13 protein-coding genes are annotated in these 15846 nt (G+C 60.6%); 5 read left to right on the forward strand and 8 right to left on the reverse strand.

What is annotated here, in order from left to right:
• Positions 1 to 263 precede the first annotated feature (263 nt).
• From RHIBUN_RS0103745 to RHIBUN_RS37185, 3 genes are all read left to right on the forward strand, one after another.
• On the forward strand, positions 264 to 941 hold the full coding sequence (locus RHIBUN_RS0103745) for a GntR family transcriptional regulator (protein ID WP_025658511.1): 678 nt from the start codon (positions 264 to 266) through the stop codon (positions 939 to 941).
• Between the two features lie 142 nt (positions 942 to 1083).
• Positions 1084 to 1812 (forward strand): hypothetical protein, encoded by a 729-nt coding sequence (locus tag RHIBUN_RS37180; protein ID WP_245271623.1) that lies wholly within the window; start codon positions 1084 to 1086, stop codon positions 1810 to 1812.
• On the forward strand, positions 1767 to 3011 hold the full coding sequence (locus RHIBUN_RS37185; protein ID WP_245271624.1) for an adenylate/guanylate cyclase domain-containing protein: 1245 nt from the start codon (positions 1767 to 1769) through the stop codon (positions 3009 to 3011). The genes RHIBUN_RS37180 and RHIBUN_RS37185 overlap by 46 nt, the downstream gene beginning before the upstream one ends.
• A 99-nt stretch (positions 3012 to 3110) precedes the next feature.
• Here RHIBUN_RS37185 and RHIBUN_RS0103755 read toward each other — a convergent pair whose 3' ends face one another.
• On the reverse strand, positions 3111 to 4010 hold the full coding sequence (locus RHIBUN_RS0103755) for a LysR family transcriptional regulator (RefSeq protein ID WP_025658512.1): 900 nt from the start codon (positions 4008 to 4010) through the stop codon (positions 3111 to 3113).
• A 90-nt stretch (positions 4011 to 4100) separates the two neighbouring features.
• On the opposite strand from RHIBUN_RS0103755, the gene RHIBUN_RS0103760 reads away from it, so the two are divergent.
• Entirely contained in the window at positions 4101 to 4805 is a 705-nt protein-coding gene (locus RHIBUN_RS0103760) for a haloacid dehalogenase type II (RefSeq protein WP_025658513.1), read from the forward strand.
• A gap of 28 nt (positions 4806 to 4833) precedes the next feature.
• Positions 4834 to 5625, forward strand: a complete 792-nt coding sequence (locus RHIBUN_RS0103765; RefSeq protein WP_025658514.1) for an aldolase — start codon at positions 4834 to 4836, stop codon at positions 5623 to 5625.
• 158 nt (positions 5626 to 5783) lie between these two features.
• On the opposite strand, the gene RHIBUN_RS0103770 is transcribed toward RHIBUN_RS0103765, so the two are convergent.
• The 7 genes from RHIBUN_RS0103770 to RHIBUN_RS0103800 form a co-directional block, all read right to left on the reverse strand.
• Positions 5784 to 7913, reverse strand: coding sequence for a beta-galactosidase (locus tag RHIBUN_RS0103770; protein ID WP_025658515.1), 2130 nt, complete (start codon positions 7911 to 7913; stop codon positions 5784 to 5786).
• Between the two features lie 106 nt (positions 7914 to 8019).
• Positions 8020 to 8895: a 2-hydroxy-3-oxopropionate reductase gene (locus RHIBUN_RS0103775; RefSeq protein ID WP_025658516.1), complete on the reverse strand. Its 876-nt coding sequence runs from the start codon at positions 8893 to 8895 to the stop codon at positions 8020 to 8022.
• The gene (otnI, locus tag RHIBUN_RS0103780; RefSeq protein WP_025658517.1) at positions 8892 to 9692 is read right to left on the reverse strand and encodes a 2-oxo-tetronate isomerase; all 801 of its coding nucleotides are present in this window, start codon (positions 9690 to 9692) and stop codon (positions 8892 to 8894) included. Before otnI ends, RHIBUN_RS0103775 begins: the two co-directional genes overlap by 4 nt.
• Before the next feature lie 10 nt (positions 9693 to 9702).
• Positions 9703 to 11412, reverse strand: a complete 1710-nt coding sequence (locus tag RHIBUN_RS0103785; protein WP_025658518.1) for an ABC transporter ATP-binding protein — start codon at positions 11410 to 11412, stop codon at positions 9703 to 9705.
• 10 nt (positions 11413 to 11422) lie between these two features.
• Entirely contained in the window at positions 11423 to 12613 is a 1191-nt protein-coding gene (locus tag RHIBUN_RS0103790; RefSeq protein ID WP_025658519.1) for an ABC transporter permease, read from the reverse strand.
• A 10-nt stretch (positions 12614 to 12623) separates the two neighbouring features.
• Complete coding sequence (locus tag RHIBUN_RS0103795; protein WP_025658520.1) at positions 12624 to 13610, reverse strand: ABC transporter permease; 987 nt, start codon at positions 13608 to 13610, stop codon at positions 12624 to 12626.
• A gap of 102 nt (positions 13611 to 13712) precedes the next feature.
• Positions 13713 to 15821 carry an alpha-amylase family protein gene (locus RHIBUN_RS0103800; RefSeq protein WP_025658521.1) on the reverse strand — a complete coding sequence of 703 codons (2109 nt, stop codon included), beginning with the start codon at positions 15819 to 15821 and terminating at the stop codon, positions 13713 to 13715.
• Positions 15822 to 15846 lie beyond the last annotated feature (25 nt).

Here is a 15846-nt window from a genome sequence, read left to right on the forward strand (position 1 = left end):
TGCAATGACTGTGCCATATTCTAAGTTATTGAATTATCGTAACCAATATTGGCCGCACTGTTTTGCTTGTCCAAACTGTATGCAGTTTTACCGCCAGAATGACCAAAATTTAGTCTTTGATTACTATTCACTCATCCGCCTTGTCGTCTGGCCCTTCACAAAAGCTCGCTGGGGAACACCATGCCTCTAGAAACAAGAAGATAATTGACTTGTCGGCAAACTGGCCGCATCTGTATGCAGTTGATGCAGCAAGAATCAGGATCGTGGCAGAGATCAAGCGCAGGCAGGTAATCAGGGCGGGCACAACCGTCGAGCAGATGGTTCGCGCCATCGCGGATATGATTGTGACCGGCCTTTTCGTTCCCGGCGAGAGAATGGATGAGATCTCGCTGGCCGCCCGCTTCGATGTCTCCCGCACGCCGGTCCGGGAGGCGCTGCGCGAACTTGGCGCCATGGGGCTGGTCGATCGTGAGCCCAACCGCAGTGCCGTCGTCGCGAACGTGACGGAGACTTATCTGCATTCGATGTTCGAGGCGATGTCGGAATTGGAGGCCATCTGCGCACGGCTCTCGGCCGAACGCATGACGGTCGATGAGCGGCGCTCCCTCGAACTCGAGCATCGGGCCTCGGCAAAACTGGTGCACGCTGGAGCCGAAGAAGGCTATGCTGCGCACAACACGGAGTTTCACACTCGCCTTTATCGTGGGGCCCATAACGAGCACATCTTCGAATTGGCGACGCAAACCCGCGCACGACTGGCACCGTTCCGCCGGGCGCAGTTCCGCCTGCCCGGCCGCCTGGCCAAATCCTATGATGAGCACGATGTCATCGTGACGGCGATCATGCGTGGAGATGTGGCGGCGGCCGGGCAGGCAGCCTATTCACACGTTGCCAATGTGAGTGACGCGAGCATAACATTCGCCACCGCGAAGAACGCCTGAGAAGCTGTGGCCGATCCATCTTGCTCAGGCCCGAAATCGGTGAAAGATAAGGCCGTGAAACGGATACGGCGACCTCAGGAATGGCCAAGGGCAAAGACACGACAGGATTTAGAAAGGTTGGCCTGAGGTGGAGGAAGTGAAAGTGTCTTCCTCGCGAAGCGATCCCGAGATGCCCTGGTCCCAGCCGCTACGCCTGCACCTCAGCATCGTGATCGTACTCCTGCTCGTAAGCGTCTGCACGCCGCTGATGTGGCTTACATACCAAGATGGGCGGTCATCCGCGATCGATGCCGCGCAGGAGAAGATGCGGCTGTTGAGCTTGCATGCGCTCGATCACTATCGCAGCGTCTTCGACAGCGGCTACTCCGCCATCGAGACAAGCTCCGCCCTGGCACCAATGGTATCGGCGCCGCCGGCGGAGCTCGACGCAAAGCGCGACTTCCTGCTGAAGGCGCTGCAGGGGTCACCGAAACTGGACAGCTTGTATGCCGGCTATCCGGACGGTTCCTTTATTCAGGCTGCCAGTGTCCTCACCAATCCGAAATGGAGCCAAGTCCTTTCAGCACCGTCCGGCACAGCATTTGCGCTGATCACCATTGGGCTATCCGCTGAAGGGATGACGTCCGCCTGGAGGTTCCTGGATGTCAACGGCAACCTGCTCGCCGAGCGCGACAGCAAAAACGTGACTTACGACCCTCGGCAACGGCTCTGGTATCGCGCTGCCGTTGCAAAAGATGGGCCCGCCTCGGTTGGCCCGTATGTCACCGCCGCGACGCAGTCACTGAGCCTGACCTCGCCACGCCGATGGAAAAGGACAGGCGCGTCGTGGCGGGCGCAGACGTGCTTCTGGAAACCATCAGCAGCCTGCTGAACGAGGAAGCAATATCGGCACATGCACGTGGCTATGTTTTCGACGATCACCGGCGCCTGATCGTCCACTCTGACCCGACGATCATGGCTCTAATCCTCGAAACGCTCTCCAATACGTCGCGCGATGAAGTTGCTGCACCGTATTCAGGGGATCCGGCTTTCGACGCAGTCAGGCAACTGCTGCTGACGGAAGCCGGCACCAGGGGAGGCGTGGCGCATTTTTCGGTTGCGGGGGTGCCATACATGGCCCAGATCTCGCCGGTCGAGTTTTCCGGGCTACTCAAGGGCAACACGCTCGTCATTGCGGCACCTGTCGACGATTTTGTCGGTCCAAGCAACCGCTTGCTGATCAAGACACTGATGATTGCCGGTGCCGTTCTTGTTGCGGGTATTGTGGCAGCGCTCGTCGTCGCGCGGCTCATCAGCAATGCGCTCTTTTCTCTGGCTGCCGAAGCCAGGCAGATTGGGGATCTGGATTTCAAGGGACAAGGAGCCTACCGCTCCATGATCGCCGAGATCAACATTCTCGCAAACGCACTTGCCGCAGCACGTGACGCGATCCGTAATTTTTCTCTCTATGTGCCGCGGGAACTTGTACGCAAGATCGTCAGCGCCGGGAAAGTCGAAACCGCGGTTGCCTCGCGTCAGGACGTCACCCTGCTTTTTACCGACATCCGGGATTTTACGACAATTTCGGAGCAGTATTCGCCGGAAAGCGTTACTGCGCTGCTCTCGTCCTATTTTCAGTTGATGAACGATATCGTGGAGCAGCACAACGGAGTTATCGTCCAATATCTGGGTGACTCGATTTTCGGCATGTGGAACGCACCGGTGCCGGATCCTCAACACGTGCAGAACGGCTGTCGTTGCGCCCTGGCACTAAAGGCGGCGATCGACGAATTCAATATGGCTAACCGAGCCTCGGGGCGCCCGGAATTCATCACACGGTTCGGTCTTCATACCGGGCCGGCGGTTGTCGGCAGTGTTGGTGCGCGGACCCGTCGCCAGTACACGGCTATGGGCGATACGGTCAACGTGGCGTCCCGTCTGGAAGGCATGAACAAGCAGTTCGGCACCTCTATCCTCGCAAGCGGGGCGATCAGCGCAAAGGCAGGAGACGCGTTCCGTTTTCGGTCTCTGGGACTGGCGCAAGCCAAGGGCCGCTTCGAACAGATCGAGGTGTTCGAGCTTGTTTGCTAGTTGAAACGTCTTCGATCCTGCGCAGCAAAGTGCGACGTTGCCGGGGTTTTGGTCATTGCGAAACGGCCTTGTGTGTGCTCCCAGCAATCAGGGCCGAAATCAGTTCACGCGGGCGATCGGCGTTTTGGTGCTTCGCCTCAGCGCGGTCAGGTTCGCTATCAGAAAATCGGCCGTCTCCTTGACCGCCGGTTCCAGCTTCCTTGTGGCCGCGATCAGCGCAAGTTCGGACGCAGGTTCCTGCGCAAAACCGTCAGCACCGTTCAACGGCTGATGCTCGGGCAGTATCGCATCGACCGGAAGCAAGCTGATGCCGAGGCCGGATGCAACGGCCGCCTGAACTCCCATCAGGCCTTGGCTCGAATAGGCGATACGCCAACGTCGTCCGCTTTCCTCAATTGCCCGGATGGCCCTTTCGCGATAGATGCACCCGGGTGGGAACACCGCAAGCGGAATCGGATCGGTCCCGCCGGAAAGGGTTCGGCTACCCACCCAACTTAGCGGTTCCTCCCACTTGGCAATACAGCTGCCATCGCCCGGCTCGCGCTTGATAAGGGCTAGATCGAGCTCTCCCGCTTGAAGAAGCCTTCGCAACTCGAAGCTCCAGCCGCTGATCGTATCGAGCCTCGTATGTGAAGTGGTCCGCGCAAAGCCGGAGAGCAGGTCAATCATCCGCCGCCCGGCAAAGTCTTCCGGAACGCCGAGCCGCACGGTCTTCGGAACCGGGACCGAGCGGCCCAGAGCTTCGTCTGCCTCCGCCAAGATCGACAGTATCCGCCGGGCGTAGCTCATCAGCAGTTCACCCTCCTCCGTCGTTCGCACACGGCCCGAGGCGCGGTCGCGGATGAGAAGCGTGCGTCCAAGATTGGTCTCGAGCTTCTTGACCTGCTGGCTGATCGTTGATTGCGTGAGGTGAACGCGCTCAGCCGCCCGTGTAAACCCGCCTGTCTCGACGACGGCGGCAAAAGTGCGCAGAAGGTCGAGGTCGAAACCGAAGCTCATTTGAATTTCCAATAATAAATATGGTGACATTTAATTTCCAAATGATCGCGCCAGATGTCAATCCTGCTTGGAAACAACCAGGAGACCGAGATGACATTTTCAGGACCGCACCCGGAATGGCTGACCTTCGATTGCTATGGCACCCTCATCCAGTGGGACGAAGGGTTGCTTGCGGCAATGGACAGGATTCTCGCAGGAAATAGGCGATCAATCGACCGGGATGCCTTCATTGCCGTGTACGACCGGCACGAGCATCGGCTCGAGACGGAGCGCCCACACCGTTCGTTCCAGGATGTAAGCGCGGCCGCACTTGCGCTCGCGATGAAGGAATTCTCCCTCGAGGTATCGCCCGGCGACGCGGATCTTCTCACCTCATCCATCAGCCGCATGCCGCCCTTTCCAGAGGTGGTTGAGACATTGGCCAGACTGAAGGCGGCGGGGTTCAAACTTGCCATTATCTCCAATACGGACGATGCGATCATAGCCGGAAATGTCGCGCAACTCGGCGGTTGGGTCGATCGGGTGATCACGGCGGAGCAGGCCGGAGCCTACAAGCCGACAAAACAGATATTCCAATATGCCTGGCAAGAGCTTGGTGTCGAAAAGCAACAACTGGTTCATGTTTGTGCGAGCCCTCATCTCGATCTCGCTGCGGCGAGGGAGCTTGGCTTCAAAACGGTCTGGGTCGACCGCGGAACCGGCCGCAAGCCGCTTGCCCACTACGCGCCAGACGCAATTATTGCCCGACTTGACGAGCTTCCCGACTTGCTTTCCGCCGCAGGCTGGATGGAATAGGGCCAATTGTTTTTAGGGAGATTTTGTCATGGCCCATGAACTCAAGCGCGGACAGTCGGCGCCGGCAATACTGCGAAACACCGACCTCGACACGCAGGAGGTATGGCAGGCGCGCGTGGATTTGGCCGCCTGTCTGAGGGCAGCCGCACGGCATGGCCTCGAAGAGGGGATATGCAATCATTTCTCCGCTCTCGTGCCGGGACATGCCGACCTCTTTCTTGTCAACCGGCTCGGCTGGGCCTTCGAGGAGGCAACGGCCTCCAGTCTCCTGATTTGCGATTTCGACGGCAATGTGCTGTCCGGCGATGGTGAACCGGAGGCGACGGCCTTTTTCATTCATGCCCGCCTGCACAAGATGGCGCCGCGCATTGGCGCGGCATTTCACACCCATATGCCGAATGCGACGGCGCTCAGCATGATCGAGGGGGAACCGCTTGTCTGGGCCGGACAGACCGCGTTGAAGTTCTATGGACGCACCGCGGTTGACACGGACTATCACGGTCTTGCGCTCGATGAGCGGGAAGGCGATCGTCTGGCAACCGTTCTTGGCGACAAGGATATTCTCTTCATGAAAAACCATGGCGTCATGGTCTGCGCGCCTAACATCGCGGAGGCCTGGGACGATCTCTATTATCTCGAGCGGGCGGCGGAGGCTCAGTTGAAGGCCATGAGCACAGGACGACCCTTGCTGCCGGTGAAGCCGGAAATTGCCGCTGCCACTGCAAAGCAGATGCGGGAAGGCGACCCAGAAAGCGCCCGCTTGCACCTGGAAAGCCTCAAGCGCAGACTTGATGTGACGGCGCCAGACTATAGGTCGTAGAGAAGGACGGCGATCGCGCCGATGTTCGATAGGGCACCGGCGCGTCCTTCCGACCAGCGAAAAGACGCGGGGGCAAGATCGTCATGGGCCGATATACAACAGGCCAACCGTGCGACTTCCTCGAACTGCTGGCCGACCCGCGGTAGCCAATGACCCGGCTACCATTGCGAAACGGAATTCGGACGGAGAGGCAGGATCAACACGTCACGAGCCGCTACCTCGATATTGCCGTCACCATGGATTTGGTCGACCGGCCAGACAGGTCCGGCGAAGTCGGGCTGGCCCAGGCCTTCGGCGAGCTTCACTCTCGTTGACTGAGATGTCCGTGTTGGATTGACCAGCCAGAGGAAGCTGCCTTTCTCACCCTTGTGTACTCTGGCAAAAAGATTGCTGTTATCGAGTGTCACGTGCTTCGCGCGGCCGCTCCAGGCCAGCAGGGTGGCGAAGAATGCGCCGTTCTTCTTTCCGTCGGTGCGGTAATAGGCGACCGAGGGATTGGTACCGATCAACAGCGTTCGGCCCTTGCCGTATCTGTTCTCGACGATGGCAAGGCGGCCGTCCGTGAAATGGCCGCGGCCGGTACCGCCGGTCAGGCGGTAGGATTGCAGAAGGCCGCCGCCGTCAACCGGAAGGCCGTCCATGTCGAAATGGATGCGGTCCCCGATATCGGGCATGAACTCGACTGTTTCCTCATGCACACCAAAGACCGCGTCGAGGCCAAGGTTCGGTTGCACGGTGCCCACACGACCGCGATCGCCAAAATAACCGGGACACGCCTCGGCGATCAGCGTACCGCCTTTTTCCACCCAGGCTCTCATTTGGTCCGCCTGTTTCGCGGTGAACATGATGGGGTAGGAGAAATAGAGGAAATCATAGGCGTCGATATCGTCGATGTGTACCCAGTCCGGCTGGAGTCCGCTGTCGAGGAAGGCGCGATAGGCGCCCCACATGGCCTCCGGATAGGGCTTTTCCTTGCGGTCGTAATTCAGCAGATAATCCCATTCCTGGGTCTCGCGCACGACGAGGATGCCGATCTCGCCGCGTATCGGCTTGGCTTCCCAGAGAGCGGCTCGCGCCGGGTCGTTCGCCCATTTTGCCATGGCGCTTTGCATGTCCGAGCGGGACGTTCGCGAACCATCCATGCCATAGGCGCCGAAGGCGCCGAACAGCGGACCGTCGAGCAGTGGGCGCCAACGCAGGTTGAGCACGCCGCGCGCGCCTCCGGCAAGCGAAGTCATGCTCCAGATGCGGATATCCTCGGGCTCGGCAACGCGGCCGTCCTCCTTGTCGCGACCGATCACCTGGGGCTGCAGCCAGAGCGGCCCGCCCTGACGCTCGGCGTGCCAGAAGGGCTTGCCGCGGGCCGCGGCCCGATTGATGTCAACACCGTACCAGGTCTTCCAGGGCTCAGTGCCCTTGCGGGCCTGGATCCAGGTGAAGCCGTAGACCTCGACCTTGGAGGCGGCAAGCCAGTCGTCGCAGCCGTTCGACGCCATGTTGGGGATCGAGCCGGAGATGCCGTGTGCGGCGATGACGTTCTTTTGGTCGACGGCGCGGATGGTGTCGATGCGCCACTGCATCTGGTCGTAGAAATTGTCGCGCTTGAACTGCAGCCAGTCGATGCATTCGGGGTAGGGCGCCATATGAGCCGGCGGCTCGATATCCGCCCAATCGGCATAGCTATAGCGATTCCACGCCTTCGCCAGCACTTTCAGGCTGCCATATTTCTTCTCCAGCCAGATGCGGAAGGCAGCCTTGGCGTAGGAACTGTAATCGACATCGGCGGAATAGTTGCACTCGTTCCAGACATCGTATCCGTAGATCGCTGGATGATCCTTGTAACGGGAGGCAAGCGCCGTCAGGAATTTGCCGGCCGCTTCCTTCACCTCCGGGCAATTGAGCGTCAAGGCGCCCGCGCCGCCGCCATTGTTGGAAAAGCCGCCGGTTGCCGCCGAGACGCCCATGTAGGATCCGAGTTTCGTGCCGTCGGCATTGACCTGAAGCGCATCGGCGTATTTGCGCACCGCCCAGTCGGGCACGGCATGGATCAGTTCGGCAATGACCGTCTTGATCCCGTTCTTTGCGGCAAGGTCCATCTGGCGATCGTATTCCTCCCAGTCGTAGATGCCGGGTGCGGTTTCGATCGCGCTCCACATGAACCAGTGGCGGAAGATATTGAGGCCGTCTTCACGGGCCGTCGTGTAGTCGCGCTCCCAATCTTCGGGGGGCGGGTTGGACTTGCGGAAATAGACGGCGCCATAAGGGAACTGGATATCGTTTCTGAGCATTGTCCTGTCCTTTTCAATCACGTCCGGACATGCCTTCGGCGTCCGGAGACCCGCTCCGGTCAGGGCAAACGACGATGATGTCCGGGGTTGGTTTTGAGCGGTTCCTTTAGCGCGGACCTCCGGCAAGAAGATCGAGCGTTCGGATGAGGGCGGAATGGTCACGCTCGCCGTCGCCATTGGCAATCGCGGCGTTCATCAGTTGCTGCGTTGCAGCGGTGTTCGGTAGCGAGAGGTCAAGGGCGCGGGCAGCGTCGACGGCCAGTGTCATGTCCTTGCGGTGCAGACGGATGCGGAACCCCGGCTCGAAGGCTTCCGTGACCATGCGTTCGCCATGTACCTCGAGGATACGTGAGGAAGCAAAGCCGCCCATCAGAGCAGAGCGAACCTTGGCCGGATCGGCACCGGCGGACCGGGCAAAGAGAAGGGCTTCAGCAACCGCCTCGATTGTCAGTCCAACGATGATCTGGTTGGCGACCTTGGCCGTCTGGCCATCGCCGACACCACCGATCAATGTTATATTCTTGCCCATCTTCTCGAACAGCGGTCGAGCGCGCTCGAAGACATGCTGCTGACCGCCGACCATGATCGTCAGGGAGGCGGCCTTGGCGCCGACTTCGCCGCCGGAAACGGGCGCGTCGAGATAGTCGCAGCCGAGTGCCTCGATGCGACGGGCAAAAGCCTTGGTGGCCACCGGCGAGATCGAGCTCATGTCGATGACGAGTTTGCCCTCGGTCAGGCCTGATGCCACGCCGTCTGGACCGAAAATCACCGCCTCAACATCGGGCGTATCCGGCAGCATGAGGATGACGATGTCGGAGGCTTCCGCTACCGCCTTTGCGCTGGCTGCGGACTTGCCACCCCTGGCGACGAGCTTTTGGGAGTTTTCCTTCACTCGGCTCAGATGCAGAGTATGGCCGGCATCGATCAGGTGCTCCGCCATCGGGCGGCCCATGACACCCAGTCCGATAAATCCGATATTCATATCATGTCCACTTCGCCTGACTCGAGATAGGGTTTCATCCAGCCGAGGCCTTCGCTGGTGGTGGCCTTCGGCTTGTATTCGCAGCCGACCCAACCGTCGTAGCCAAGGCGGTCGAGTTCAGAGAAGATGAAACGGTAGTTGATCTCCCCGCTGCCCGGTTCATTGCGGCCGGGATTGTCGGCGATCTGGACATGCGCGATCCTGTCACGCAGCCGCGTGAAGGTCGGGATCAGGTCACCCTGCATGATCTGCATGTGGTAGAAATCGTACTGGATGTAGAGATTACCGGAGCCGACCTTGTCGAGGATCCGTTCGGCATGTTCCGTCGTCGACAGGAAAAAGTCGGGCATGTCGCGCAGGTTGATCGGCTCGATCAGCAGCTTCACGCCGGCATCGGCGGCGCGTGCGGCGGCATATTTCAGATTGTCGACCAGAACCCTCTCCAGCACTTGGGGTTCGGCACCCTTCGGCACGAGACCGGAGATGACGTTCACCTGCGGGCAGTCGAGAGCCTTGGCATAATCGAGTGCGAGCGCGACGCCGTTGCGGAATTCGTCGATGCGATCAGGCAGGCAGGCAATGCCGCGCTCGCCGCCAGCCCAGTCGCCGGAGGGCACGTTGAAGAGCGCCTGCTTCAGACCGCTTGCCTTCAGGGCGTCTGCGACCTTCTCCTTCGGCTCGGCGTAGGGACCGAGATATTCGAGCGCGCAGAAGCCGTCTTTTTCGGCGGCGGCAAAGCGGTCGAGGAAGGGAAGTTCCTGGTAAAGAAAGGAGAGATTGGCGGAGAATTTCGGCACTGGAAGGTCCTTATGCATTGGCAGGCGCGATGAAACGATGCCGGTGCAACATGCGCTTGTCGCGTGGATCGGGATTGGGAACGGCGGAGATGAGGCTCTTGGTGTAGGCTTCCCGCGGAGCGGTGCAAATCTGCTCGGCTTCGCCGAGTTCGACGATCCTGCCGCGATGCATGACGGCGACGCGGTCGCAGAAGTAGCGAACCACGGAAATGTCGTGCGAGATGAAGATGAAGCTGAGGTTCAGGCGCTGGCGGATATCGAGCAGCAGATCGAGGATCTGGCTGCGGATGGAGACATCGAGCGCCGATGTCGCCTCGTCGGCGATGATGATGCGCGGATCGAGCGCCAGTGCGCGGGCAATGCCGATACGCTGCCGCTGACCGCCGGAGAACGCATGCGGATAGCGCTCCATGCCCAATGGATCGAGGCCGACGAGCCGCATGAGCTCGGCGACCCGTTGTTCCAGCGCCTTGCCCTTGGCGAGCCCGTTGACGATGAGGGGATCGCCGATCACCTCCTTTACCGTCATGCGCGGGTTGAGCGAGGCGAAGGGGTCCTGGAAGACCAACCGTACCTCGCGATGGAACCCGCGCAGTTCCTTCTTGCCGAGCTTCGTGACCTCGACCTCCTCTCCGCCCTTGCCGCGGTAGATGACGCTGCCAGTGGTCGGTTCGACAGTGCGCAGGATGAGCCGGCCGAGCGTTGTCTTGCCGGAGCCGCTTTCGCCGACAATGCCGAGATTTTCGCCCGGATAGAGATCGAAATGCGCGTCGTCGACGGCACGAAGCGTGTTGGCGTTGCCGTGCCAGCCAAAAGTCTTGCCGAGATTGCGCACCGAAAGGACCGGCTTCGGCGCCTCAGCCGACAGCGCGATTGCCGGCGACCTGCCTTCGACGTGATGGGTGAGCTTGACTGTCGAGGCGAGGAGCTGGCGCGTATAGGGATGTTCCGCCGCATGGTAGATCGGGTCGACCGGGCCGCGCTCGACGATCTTTCCGAAACGCATGACAGCGACCTCGTCGGCGACTTCGGCGACCACGCCCATGTCATGGGTGATAAGCAGCATCGCCATGCCACGCTCCACCTGCAGGCGCTTGATGAGATCGAGGATTTCAGCCTGGGTCGTGACGTCGAGCGCCGTCGTCGGCTCGTCGGCGATCAGGATATCGGGATTGCCCGCAAGTGCCATGGCGATCATGGCGCGCTGGCGCATGCCGCCCGAGAATTCAAACGTATAGCGATCGGCCATCTTTTCGGGATTCGGGATTTCGACCTGGCGCAGCAGTTCGACTGTACGGGCGCGCGCCGCCGCCTTGTCGAGGTTGCTGTGCAGGCGTACGGCTTCGACGATCTGCGAGCCGATAGTGTGAACCGGTGACAAGGAACTCATCGGCTCCTGGAAGATCAGGCCGATGCGTCGGCCGCGAATTGCCCGCATGGCGTTGCTGCCAGGTGAAAGCGTCGCGATATCGGTGATGGCGCTGCCATTGCGAAGCAGGATCCGGCCGCCGACGACCCGTCCGGGGCTATCGACGATCTGCAGCAGCGAGCGGGCGGTGACACTCTTGCCGGAGCCGCTTTCACCAACGAGGCAAAGTGTCTGGCCCCGCTTGAGCTGGAAGCTCACATTTTCGACGGCGTGCAGGATATGGGTGCGCAGCCGAAAATCTATCGAGAGATTTTCGACGGACAGGACAACGTCATCGGGAAGGTCGGTCATTGCTTCCTCCTCAATTGTCATAGGGGTCGGCGGCGTCGCGCAGGCCGTCGCCAAAGAAGTTGAACGAGAGCACCGCGACGACCACTGCCAGCGACGGCCAGATCAACAGCCAGGGTGCGGTGGCGACCGTGCGGATGTTTTGAGCGTCCTGCAGCAGCACGCCCCAGCTGACCACAGGCGGCTTCAGACCGATGCCAAGGAAGGAGAGAGATGTTTCCGCGACGATCATCGTCGGCACGGCGAGCGTCACGACGGCGAGGATATGGCTCGTCAGCGATGGCAGGATATGGCGGAAGATCAGCCGCGCTTCACTTGATCCGTCGAGCCTTGCCGCAGTCACGAAATCCTCGCTGCGCAGGGCCAGGAAACGCCCGCGCACTTCGCGGGCAAGGCTTGTCCAGCCGAGCAGCGAGACGATGATCGTGATGACGAAATAGACACTGACCGGCGACCATGTCAGCGGGATCGCCGCCGCGAGTCCAAGCCAGAGCGGAATGGTCGGCATGGCACTTACAACCTCGATGATGCGCTGGATCAGTGTATCGACCCAGCCACCGAAAAAGCCGGAGATCGAGCCAAGTACGACACCCAGGATCAGCGACATGGCAACGCCGACAAGCCCGATGGACATGGAGACGCGGGTGCCGTAGATCAGCCGCGAGAGCACGTCGCGGCCGAGGCGGTCGGCGCCGAGGAGATACATTGGATCGTTCGGGTTGATCGGACCGATCAGTCGTCTGCTCATCGGGATGAGGCCCCAGAGCTTGTAGGCCGGGCCTTTGACGAAGAAGCCGATCGGCACGACCTTCGTATCGTCGACGACGAAGGTGCGCCTGAGCGCCACCTTGTCGATCTCGACCTTGTAGCCCTTCACATGAAAGTTGAACTCGGAGCTGCCGTCGGGCCTCGTCACGAAGAAACTCAGGCCCTGCGGCGGCGCATAGGTAAATTGCGGCCTGGAGGTCGAAGGCAGCCCGGGGGCCAGGAATTCGGCGAAGAGGCCGACGAGATAAAGCAGGAGAATGATAACGCCGGCGACCATCGCCACCTTCTGGCGGATCAGCTTGCCGGCGATCAACCGCCAGGGACCGACTGCGGCGGTCGAGACCGTCTTGCCCTGCTTCAGTGGGCTGATCGACGGACCATCGGCAACGATATGAAGAGGGCCGGTATGGGTTCCGAACGTTTCGTGCGTGCTCATCGGCTTCTCCTCAATCGAACCGGATGCGCGGATCGAGCAGCGCAAGCAGCAGATCCGACAAAAGCATGCCGACGAGGGTCAGCGCGGAGAGCAGGAGAATGAAGCTGCCGGCGAGGTACATGTCCTGCGCGACCAGCGCCCGGAAAAGCAGGGGGCCAGAGGTCGGCAGGTTGAGAACGATAGCCGTGATCGTCACGCCCGAGACAAGATGCGGCAGCACCCAACCGATCGCCGACACGAAGGGGTTGAGCGCGATGCGAACGGGATATTTGAGGATGACCTTGTATTCCGGCAGGCCCTTGGCGCGGGCGGTAATGACGTAAGGCTTGTGCAGTTCGTCCGTCAGGTTGGCGCGCAGGATGCGAATCATCGCCGCCGTTCCGGATGCGCCGATGATGATGATCGGAATCCAGAGATGGGTGAGAAAATCGCCGATCTTGGCGAGGTTCCAGGGTGCCTCTGCATATTCGGGCGAGACCAGCCCGCCAACACTCAGGCCAAGATACTTGTAGGCAATATACATCAGCGTCAGCGCCAGGATGAAGTTTGGCACGGCAAGCCCGATGAAGCCGAAAAAAGTGAAGACGTGATCACCGATGGAATGGCGGCGCACGGCAGAATAGATTCCGATCGGCAGTGATACGATCCAGACGAAGAGGAGGCTCAGCAGCGAGATGACCAGCGTTGAGCCCATGCGCGCCCAGATCAGGCCCGAGACGGGCTGGTTCCATTCAAAGGACCAGCCGAAGTCGCCGCGGCTGATAATCCCCCACATCCATTTCAGGTACTGGACGTAGAAGGGGTCGTCGAAGCCGTAGATCTGTTTCAACCGTTCGATCTGCGCCGGATCGACGGCCTGGCCGCTGTCACTCATCGTCGCGATCATCGAGGTGAGATAGTCACCCGGCGGTAGCTGGATGATCAGAAACGAGATCAGCGACATGCCGAACAGGGTCGGTATCATGTACAGCACGCGCCTGAAGATATAGCCAAGCATCGGAATGTATCTCCTCCCGTTGAGAGCGCCCCTGCGCCTTCGTCGGATATTCATCCGCTCCCGGCCGGCAGCGGCCGAAAGCGCTCCTCTGCGCGCTGCACCTCATTTCCAGGAGAGGTGCAGCACCTCCAGCCGCTCGATCCCCGGCACCTCCACCTGTGCACGGCCATCCTTGACGCTGACGTTTGCGGCACGGTCGGCAACGACGAGCCAGGCCCGCGCCACTGACTTGCCGGCAGGAATTTCCACCGAAACGGTCTGCGCCGCCAGAGGGTAATTTTCGCGGATCGGTCCCTTCATCATCATCGGATTGGTGAGGTTGAAGAGGCTAAGCGCGATGCCGTCGGAATTTTCACGAAGGGCCAGATCAACGACACCAGGACCCATGACAGTGACGCGCGGCGTCTTGCCGAGTGCCCAGTGGACGGCATTGGCGATCAGCCGGGCATGGTCAACGGCAAAGACCTCCCAGAAGATTTCGCCGATGTTCCAGGGAATATAGACTGCGCGGCCACCCGTGCCTGTCTCGCGCGCAATGACCGCGGCACCCTCCGGCGCCTTGCGCGGATAGACTTCTTCCATCGGCAGATCCGGGAAGTCGGGCACGTAGAGGAACGGGGTCTTGGAGCCGTTCGTGGCCTCGACGTGGAGAAGCCGTGTACCGCCCATGATGCGTTCGGCGCCTTCGTAGCCTTCGTTGATCGGATGATCACCGGAGAGAGCCACATAAGTGTTCTTGACGATGCCACGCGGTCCGGAGACGAATTTGGCGCCGAACAACTCGGAGAGACCGAATTCCTGGCGCTGCCTGCCGGTTTCGTCGCGCAGCGAGGTCTCGTAGGAAGCGATCACGCTGCCGCCGCGTTCGGCATAGGCGCGGATCGCAGCGTTCTGCTCGTCCGACAGGCAGGAGGCGTTGGCGAGGATAATGAGCTTGAAACGGTCGAGATTTTCCTTCGTCAGAACCTGGTCCGAGAGAAGCTCGAAGGGCAGGCGGGCCTCGACCAGGGCGTGGTAGAAGCCGAGATCGTGCTTTTCGGCGTTGGGCCGCTCCTCCGGTGCCCAGTGGCGCAAGGTCGTGGAGGGGTCGATGACGGCGATTTCGGCGGCGGGCTTCATGCTTTCGAGCACGGGCTCGACTGCCGCCTGCAGGGCGAAGGCGTCGGCGACAGGCTCGACCCAGCGCTCGTCCGGGACCACCCCGTTGAACTTGGTGAACCAGGCATAGAGGCCATGCGCTGTGCCGTCATTGATCCAGAGCTGCATCTCCTCGCCGGACGTGACGGCATCCTTCCAGCGATATTCCTCCTCCGGACCGATGGAGGTGATGAGGACGACAGGACGATCCGGAAAGGTGGCGCGGATGCGCTTGCCGTTGCGTCCGGCCGACCAGCCGAGTTCCAGGCCCTTGCGGCCCTGGTGGTCAACAACGAGGAAGGGGCAATGCCGGGCAATGACCGACAGGTCGAATTCCATCAGCGAGGCACCGCCCATGTTCGGAATGAAGCTCGCATGCGGGCGGATCGCCTTTACCGCATCGTCCCATTGGGCGATCATGTCGGTGAGGACCCGGCGGCGCCACTGAACCCAGGCCTGCCAAGCCGGATCTTCCGCATCCGGTTTTTTTGGCAGGTCATGGCCGAACATGTCCTTGAAGCGGCGGGCACTGTCTTCGCTATAGTCGACGCCATGCCCCTGCCAGCGATTGGCAAAGACCGCATCAATATCGTATTTGCGGACGATCTCCTTGACGACCTCGGGCATGAAGACGGTATTGTAGTCGCCATAGGCATTGGTCACCCAGACATCGGGATAGGCCCAATGGCGGCGCGGCGTCCCGTCGGCGTTGATCATCACCCATTCCGGATGGGCCCTGGCGGCATCGTCATGGATTGCGTGTGGGTCGACACGAGCCATGACATGCATGTCGAGCTTGCGGGCCGCATCGACGAGCGCGCCGAAGATATCCTTGTCGCCGAGATATTTGCTGACATAGTGATAGGGCACTTCGCTCGGATAGTAGGCGATGTAGCCGCCGGCGCTAAGGCAGACTGCATTGGATCTCGTGCGCTTGAAGACGTCGACCCAGAAGGCGGGGTCGTACTTCTCGGGGTCGTCCTCGACGAAGGTCAGCTGGGTCCACCGGGTCGCGTCCTTGAACCAGTCCGGTGTCCGGAGCGTTCCGGTGTTTTGTCTTCTGGCGTCGAGCATCGGTTCATCCAATCGTTTGGCAAAA

The organism is Rhizobium sp. IBUN, assembly GCF_000510625.1.
Taxonomy (GTDB): Bacteria; Pseudomonadota; Alphaproteobacteria; order Rhizobiales; family Rhizobiaceae; genus Rhizobium; species Rhizobium altiplani.